General features: G+C 51.9%; 5 protein-coding genes. 2 read left to right on the top strand and 3 right to left on the bottom strand.

Annotated elements, in window-relative coordinates; translation table 11 throughout:
- Nucleotides 1-197 (top strand): hypothetical protein (locus ACMV5I_RS25845; protein WP_414825589.1); only part of this gene is annotated, 197 nt, incomplete at its 5' end.
- A 183-nt stretch (nt 198-380) separates the two neighbouring features.
- On the opposite strand, the gene actP is transcribed toward ACMV5I_RS25845, so the two are convergent.
- The 3 genes from actP to acs all read right to left on the bottom strand — a co-directional run bounded on the left by actP (nt 381) and on the right by acs (nt 4,491).
- Nucleotides 381-2,033: a cation/acetate symporter ActP gene (gene actP, locus ACMV5I_RS25840; protein WP_024484746.1), complete on the bottom strand. Its 1,653-nt coding sequence runs from the start codon at nt 2,031-2,033 to the stop codon at nt 381-383.
- On the bottom strand, nt 2,030-2,341 hold the full coding sequence (locus tag ACMV5I_RS25835) for a DUF485 domain-containing protein (RefSeq protein ID WP_024484747.1): 312 nt from the start codon (nt 2,339-2,341) through the stop codon (nt 2,030-2,032). Before ACMV5I_RS25835 ends, actP begins: the two co-directional genes overlap by 4 nt.
- A 191-nt stretch (nt 2,342-2,532) precedes the next feature.
- Nucleotides 2,533-4,491, bottom strand: coding sequence for an acetate--CoA ligase (acs, locus tag ACMV5I_RS25830; protein ID WP_414825588.1), 1,959 nt, complete (start codon nt 4,489-4,491; stop codon nt 2,533-2,535).
- Nucleotides 4,492-5,379: 888 nt separating this feature from the next.
- Here acs and gltP point away from each other — a divergent pair.
- Nucleotides 5,380-6,696 carry a glutamate/aspartate:proton symporter GltP gene (gene gltP, locus ACMV5I_RS25825; RefSeq protein ID WP_414825587.1) on the top strand — a complete coding sequence of 439 codons (1,317 nt, stop codon included), beginning with the start codon at nt 5,380-5,382 and terminating at the stop codon, nt 6,694-6,696.
- Nucleotides 6,697-6,797: the final 101 nt, after the last annotated feature.

Genomic DNA, 6,797 nt, shown 5'->3' with positions numbered 1-6,797 from the left:
AAGGATGGCCTTTTTGCTATGCGCAGAAAACAGGAAATAACAGTGAAAACCCCTCACCCCAGCCCTCTCCCAGAGTACCCACCGAGAACATCCTGAACACCCGTGCGGGGGAGAGGGAGCTGTCCGGTGTCGTGGATAAGCCCGTGCGGCTTCGGCAAGTCGGAACCTTTGATGAACCCATGCCGTTTCGGCAGTGATGAGTAATCAGAAAAAAGATGGGGTATTGCGCAGGAATATCAGCGGACTCGATCGGTTCCCTCTCCCTGTGGGAGAGGGTTAGGGTGAGGGGTAATACTCGATCTGCAAATTAACCTGCCGGAAGACCCAGCAGGCTAACTCTTTAAAGCAGGGCCGAGTCAACCTCAGCCCAAATCAACGGCTTAGTGTGCACTCCCCTGCGAAATCCCCAACCCCGTTTGTGAACGTACAAACTGGGAACGGAATTTCACGCGTTCTTGCTGCCCAACCAACGAATTGTCGGTCACAGAGAAGAACCAGGTGCCGATAAAGGCGACCAGCATAGAGAACAGCGCTGGATATTCGTAAGGATAAATCGGTTTGGCATGGCCGAGGATCTGCACCCAGATAGTCGGGCCCAGGATCATCAGGATCACTGCGGTTAACAGACCAAGCCACCCGCCGATCATTGCTCCCCGCGTGGTCAGACGTGACCAGTACATGGAAAGAATGATGATTGGGAAGTTACAGCTGGCCGCAATGGAGAATGCCAGCCCCACCATAAAGGCAATGTTCTGCTTCTCAAACAGGATCCCCAGCGCGATAGCCACCACCCCGAGCAATACCACGGTGATTTTGGAGACTTTCAGCTCGTCACGCTCGGTCGCTTTGCCGTTTTTGATGACGCAGGCATAGAGATCGTGAGACACCGCCGAAGCACCTGCCAACGTTAACCCGGCAACCACCGCCAGGATCGTGGCAAATGCCACTGCCGAGATAAAGCCGAGGAAGAAGTTACCCCCCACCGCGTTAGCCAGATGCACCGCCGCCATGTTCGTTCCGCCCAGCAATGCCCCACTGGCATCTTTGAAGGCCGGATTGCCACTGACCAGCAGGATCGCGCCGAAACCGATAATAAAGGTCAGGATATAGAAGTAACCGATAAAACCGGTGGCATAGAACACGCTCTTACGCGCTTCTTTGGCATCGCTAACGGTGAAGAAACGCATCAGGATATGTGGCAAACCGGCGGTCCCGAACATCAATGCCAGACCCAGGGAGAGGGCGGATATAGGGTCGGAGACCAGTCCGCCAGGGCTCATGATGGCAAGCCCTTTCGGATGCACCTTCACGGCTTCGGCAAACAGGGTATTGAAGTCAAAGTTGACGGATTTCATCACCATCAACGCCATAAAGCTGGCACCGGCCAACAGCAGCACGGCCTTGATGATTTGCACCCAGGTGGTAGCCAGCATGCCACCGAACAGGACATACAGCACCATCAATATACCGACCAAGACAACGGCGACGTGGTAATTGAGGCCGAATAGCAGCTGGATCAATTTGCCCGCGCCCACCATCTGGGCGATCAGATACAGTGCTACCACCACCAGGGAACCACAGGCTGAAAGGGAGCGAATCGGCTTCTGTTTCAGGCGGTAGGAGGCCACGTCGGCGAAGGTATATCGGCCAAGGTTACGTAGCCGCTCGGCAATCAGGAACAATATGATTGGCCAACCAATCAGGAAGCCAATGGAATAAATCAGCCCATCATAGCCAGAGGTATAAACCAGCGCGGAGATACCGAGGAACGATGCCGCAGACATAAAGTCACCGGCGATAGCCAGGCCGTTTTGCAACCCGGTGATGCGCCCGCCAGCGGTGTAGTAATCCTGACGAGAGCGGGTACGTTTGGAAGCCCAGTAGGTGATGTAAAGGGTGGCACCGACGAACAGCAGGAACATGATGATGGCCTGGATGTTCAGCGGTTGGCGCTGTACTGCACCACCAATGGCATCGGCATGGCTTAGGCCTGGCAGGGCCAACAGTGCGGTAGCTGAAAGTAGGCGCTTCATTGTTGTACCTCACGCAGGATTTCAGCATTCAGGCGATCGAATTCACCGTTGGCACGATAAACATAGATCCCGGTTAACACGAAAGAAATCACGATCAATCCCACGCCAACCGGGATCCCACGGGTAATGGTTAATCCGGGACCGAGTGGAGTCCCCAGCCACTGAGGATCGAAGGCGATCAGTAAGATAAAGCCGACGTACAGCGCTAGTGTGATCAGTGACAGGAGCCAGGCGAAACGGCTGCGCTTTTGCACCAGCTCCTGAAAGCGCGGGTTTTCTTCAATCCTTTGATAAATATCTTCATTCATCCGAGTTTCTCCAATAGGTATTGAACAAGTACGCCACGCGATACCCTTCCAGCTGGCAAATTGGCGCTCTGCGGGCCACCTTGACCCATCCCAGCCAAATGTCTGGGATCGGCTTTACTGCAGTTGAAAGCTTTCAGGTATACAGGCCGTTCAGCTGCGCATGGCAGATGAACGGCCGGAGGCAGCGCGGATTAGGATGGAACTTTCATTGATTGTTTCTCTTCCAACAGCTTTTCGACTACAGCCGGATCCGCCAGCGTTGAGGTATCCCCCAGGTTGCTGGTATCACCGGCGGCAATTTTGCGCAGAATACGCCGCATAATTTTGCCAGACCGCGTTTTTGGCAAAGAGTCGGTCCAATGGAGAATGTCAGGCGTGGCAATCGGCCCGATTTCCTTACGCACCCAGTTACGTACTTCGGCATACAGTTCCGGCGTTGGCTCTTCCCCATGATTCAGGGTGATATAGGCATAAATTGCCTGACCCTTGATGTTATGTGGAATACCTACCACCGCAGCCTCGGCAATTTTGGGGTGGGATACCAATGCGGATTCAATTTCGGCCGTGCCCAGACGGTGGCCGGAAACGTTCAGCACGTCATCGACACGGCCGGTGATCCAGTAATAGCCATCTTCGTCACGGCGTGCGCCGTCACCGCTGAAGTACATGCCTTTAAAGGTAGAGAAGTAGGTTTGCTCGAAGCGGTCATGGTCACCGTACAAAGTTCGAGCCTGGCCCGGCCAAGAATCGGTGATCACCAGGTTGCCTTCACAGGCGTCTTCCTGTGGGGTGCCCATATTGTCGACCAATGCCGGTTGTACACCAAAGAATGGGCGAGTGGCGGAGCCAGCCTTCAGCTCTGTAGCTCCTGGTAGTGGGGTGATCATGAAGCCACCGGTTTCGGTTTGCCACCAGGTATCAACGATCGGGCATTTTGCGTTACCAATCTTGTTGTAATACCACTCCCAGGCCTCTGGGTTGATTGGCTCACCTACGGAACCCATAATGCGCAGCGAATCGCGTTTGGTGCCTTCGATTGCTTTGTCGCCTTCGGCCATCAGGGCGCGGATTGCCGTTGGCGCGGTATATAGGATATTGACCTGATGCTTATCCACTACCTGCGACAGACGGTTTACGCCTGGGTAGTTCGGCACGCCTTCAAACATCAGCGTAATGGCACCGCAGGCCAATGGGCCATATAACAGGTAGCTATGGCCGGTAACCCAGCCCACGTCGGCGGTGCACCAATAGACGTCGCCATCGTGGTAATCAAAGACGTATTTGAAGGTCAGCGCGGCGTAAACCAGATAGCCCCCGGTGGTATGTACCACGCCTTTCGGTTTGCCGGTTGAGCCGGAGGTATAGAGGATAAACAGCGGATCTTCCGCGTTCATCTCTTCCGGTGGGCAGTCGGCAGATACGCCTTCGGTCAGCTCATGCCACCAGAGATCGCGCCCTTCTTGCCAGTAGCCCGGCTTGCCGGTGCGTTGGAAGACCACCACGTTGTTGACGCTTTTCACCCCTGGGTTCTTCAGCGCATCATCGACGTTCTTTTTCAGCGGTACCGCGCGGCCAGCACGCAGCCCTTCATCAGCGGTGATCACCAGTTTGGAGTTGGAGTCGATAATACGGCCCGCTACGGCTTCTGGGGAAAAGCCCCCAAAGATCACCGAGTGCACGGCGCCAATGCGCGCACAGGCCAGCATGGCGACGGCGGCCTCAGGCACCATTGGCATATAGATGGCCACCACATCGCCTTTTTTCACCCCGAGCTTTTTCAGTACGTTGGCGAACTGGCAGACATCGTGGTGCAGCTGCTTGTAGGTGACCTTGGCCGATTGGGTCGGGTCGTCACCTTCCCAGATGATGGCGGTTTGGTCGCCGCGTTCGGCCAAGTGGCGGTCCAGGCAGTTTGCCGCTAGGTTAAGGGTACCGTCTTCAAACCAGCGGATGCTGATATGACCAGGATCGAAAGAGGTGTTCTTCACTGAGGTATAGGGCTTGATCCAATCGAGGATCTTGCCGTGCTCGCCCCAGAATGCCGCTGGGTCTTGTACAGACTGTTGATAATATTGCTGGTATTGCTCCGGATTGATCAGGGCACGATCTGCAATTGCAGAAGGAATGGCGTGTTTGTGCAGTTGGCTCATGGTTTTTCTCCTTAGAATTGTTAATGATATGTCAACTGATGGTTAAGTATAGTTTGCCATGACGGTTTGTTTCTTTTTTGGGCGGCAGATCACGCAACGAAGATGTTGATTTGTAATAATTACTGTCGTAATTGTGTTGTGTAACTGTTTGGTTGACGGTGAAAAGACGGTAATGGGCGTATTTCTGTTAAAAAAGTTTTTAGATAACTAAAAATATTAAGCGTGAGGCATCGGCTTGAGGGGGCAGGAAAGAATAAGGTCGAAGTTATATTTTACAGCTAATCAGACTCTATTAATGACGGCTATAAATACTCAGCATAATTGTTAGCTGCAACCTGTCGATGGGTTATTTGTTCTGCCTTTATTATGTTGGTTTTTTTGCAAATACAAACAAGATATTTGGTGAATGATTTTGTGGTAATTTATTAGCTGCGTGAATCATATTAAGACTTATCTTGGCATGTTGAAGGTGTTCACATGGGGCTTTTATTTTCTTTTTTTAAACCTTGCGTTAACAATATGGAAACACACTTTTAGACTAAATATGCAAATGCAATGACGAATCACGCACTTTTATTTTGATTAAAAATCGTCCTATCCTATCGGCTATTGTTCCGCCCAAGATAATATTATGTTTTTTAGAACAAGTAATTATGTTGCAGTTCGTTTTTTGTTTGTTGGTTTTTTGCTGGCGAAACGGACAAAGTCGAGATGAAACAAGGCTTGCAGAAGCCCGCCTTCAGATGGTACAGATTTATACTGCGTTACACCAAGGGCAGTTGGCGCAGAGGTTCACAAACATAAGCCTGTAATAAATGATTAAGTATTCCTTCCGGAGCCTCGGTGTGTTTAACACGTTGGCACGGAGTCTTTGAGGACTTTTTGGGTATGAAAAATGTAAAAATCAGCCTGGCCTGGCAAATCCTGATCGCGTTGGTATTGGGTATTATCCTGGGCGCAGTGCTGCATAATCAAACGGAATCGCGTGAGTGGATGGTCAGTAATATATTGAGCCCCGCCGGTGATATCTTTATTCGTTTGATCAAGATGATCGTGGTGCCTATTGTTATTTCCACGCTAATCGTCGGTATTGCCGGTATTGGCGATACCAAAAAGCTGGGCCGTATTGGATTGAAAACCATTATCTATTTTGAAGTGATCACCACCATCGCCATCATCGTGGGTGTGACATTGGCTAATGTTTTTCAACCCGGGCACGGCATCGACATGTCGGTGCTGACCGCGGTCGATATCTCACAGTATGAAAAAACGACGGAACAGGTGCAAAGCGGCTCACATAGCCTGGTTGCCACCATCCTTTCGTTAATTCCTTCTAACGTGTTCTCGTCGATGGTCAAAGGCGACATGCTGCCTATCATCTTCTTCTCGGTGCTGTTTGGCCTGGGCTTGTCTTCCTTGCCGAAAGAGACCAAAGAGCCGCTGCTGAAGGTGTTCAAAGCGGTGGCCGAGAGCATGTTCAAGGTGACCCACATGATCATGCGTTACGCTCCTATTGGGGTGTTTGGTCTGATCTCGGTCACGGTAGCCAACTTCGGTTTCGCTTCGCTCTTGCCATTGGCCAAGCTGGTAGTGCTGGTTTATTTCGCTATCGCCTTTTTTGCCTTGGTGGTTCTGGGGGCCGTTGCGCGGCTGTGTAACCTGCGTATCTGGACGCTGATCCGCATCTTGAAAGAAGAGCTGATCCTGGCTTACTCAACGGCCAGTTCGGAAACCGTGTTGCCGCGCATTATCGAAAAGATGGAGGCCTACGGCGCGCCAAAATCCATCACCAGCTTCGTGGTGCCTACCGGCTACTCTTTCAATCTGGACGGTTCTACGTTGTACCAGAGTATTGCCGCCATCTTTATTGCACAGCTATACGGCATTGAGCTGTCGCTGGGGCAAGAGATCATTCTGGTGCTGACGCTGATGGTGACTTCAAAAGGGATTGCCGGCGTGCCGGGTGTCTCCTTTGTGGTACTGTTGGCGACCTTGGGCAGCGTGGGTATTCCGCTGGAAGGTTTGGCGTTTATCGCCGGCGTTGACCGTATCCTCGATATGGCGCGTACGGCTCTGAACGTGGTGGGCAATGCGCTGGCGGTGTTGGTGATTGCCAAATGGGAACATCAGTTCGACCGTAAAAAGTCGCTGGCCTACGAACAGGAGTTCCTGGCCAGTAAAGTAACCCCTGCCAATCAGGCGTAAGTCGCTCCATCTCTTTATCTCAAAACCCGCCGCTGGCGGGTTTTTTTATTGAATGATGGCCAAATTGTTCCAATACTAGCGTTCTCTGTAAGGCCTGCTCA

The sequence above is a fragment of the Serratia sp. T13T92 genome, assembly GCF_047530105.1.
GTDB classification, from domain to species: Bacteria; Pseudomonadota; Gammaproteobacteria; order Enterobacterales; family Enterobacteriaceae; genus Chania; species Chania fonticola.
This window is presented reverse-complemented; position numbering and strand designations above follow the sequence as displayed.

What these genes read in the sequence shown, in the direction of transcription:
- actP (WP_024484746.1), bottom strand. Translation starts at nt 2,033, where the DNA reads ATGAAGCGCCTACTTTCAGCTACCGCACTGTTGGCCCTGCCAGGCCTA.
- acs (WP_414825588.1), bottom strand. Translation starts at nt 4,491, where the DNA reads ATGAGCCAACTGCACAAACACGCCATTCCTTCTGCAATTGCAGATCGT.
- ACMV5I_RS25835 (WP_024484747.1), bottom strand. Translation starts at nt 2,341, where the DNA reads ATGAATGAAGATATTTATCAAAGGATTGAAGAAAACCCGCGCTTTCAG.
- gltP (WP_414825587.1), top strand. Translation starts at nt 5,380, where the DNA reads ATGAAAAATGTAAAAATCAGCCTGGCCTGGCAAATCCTGATCGCGTTG.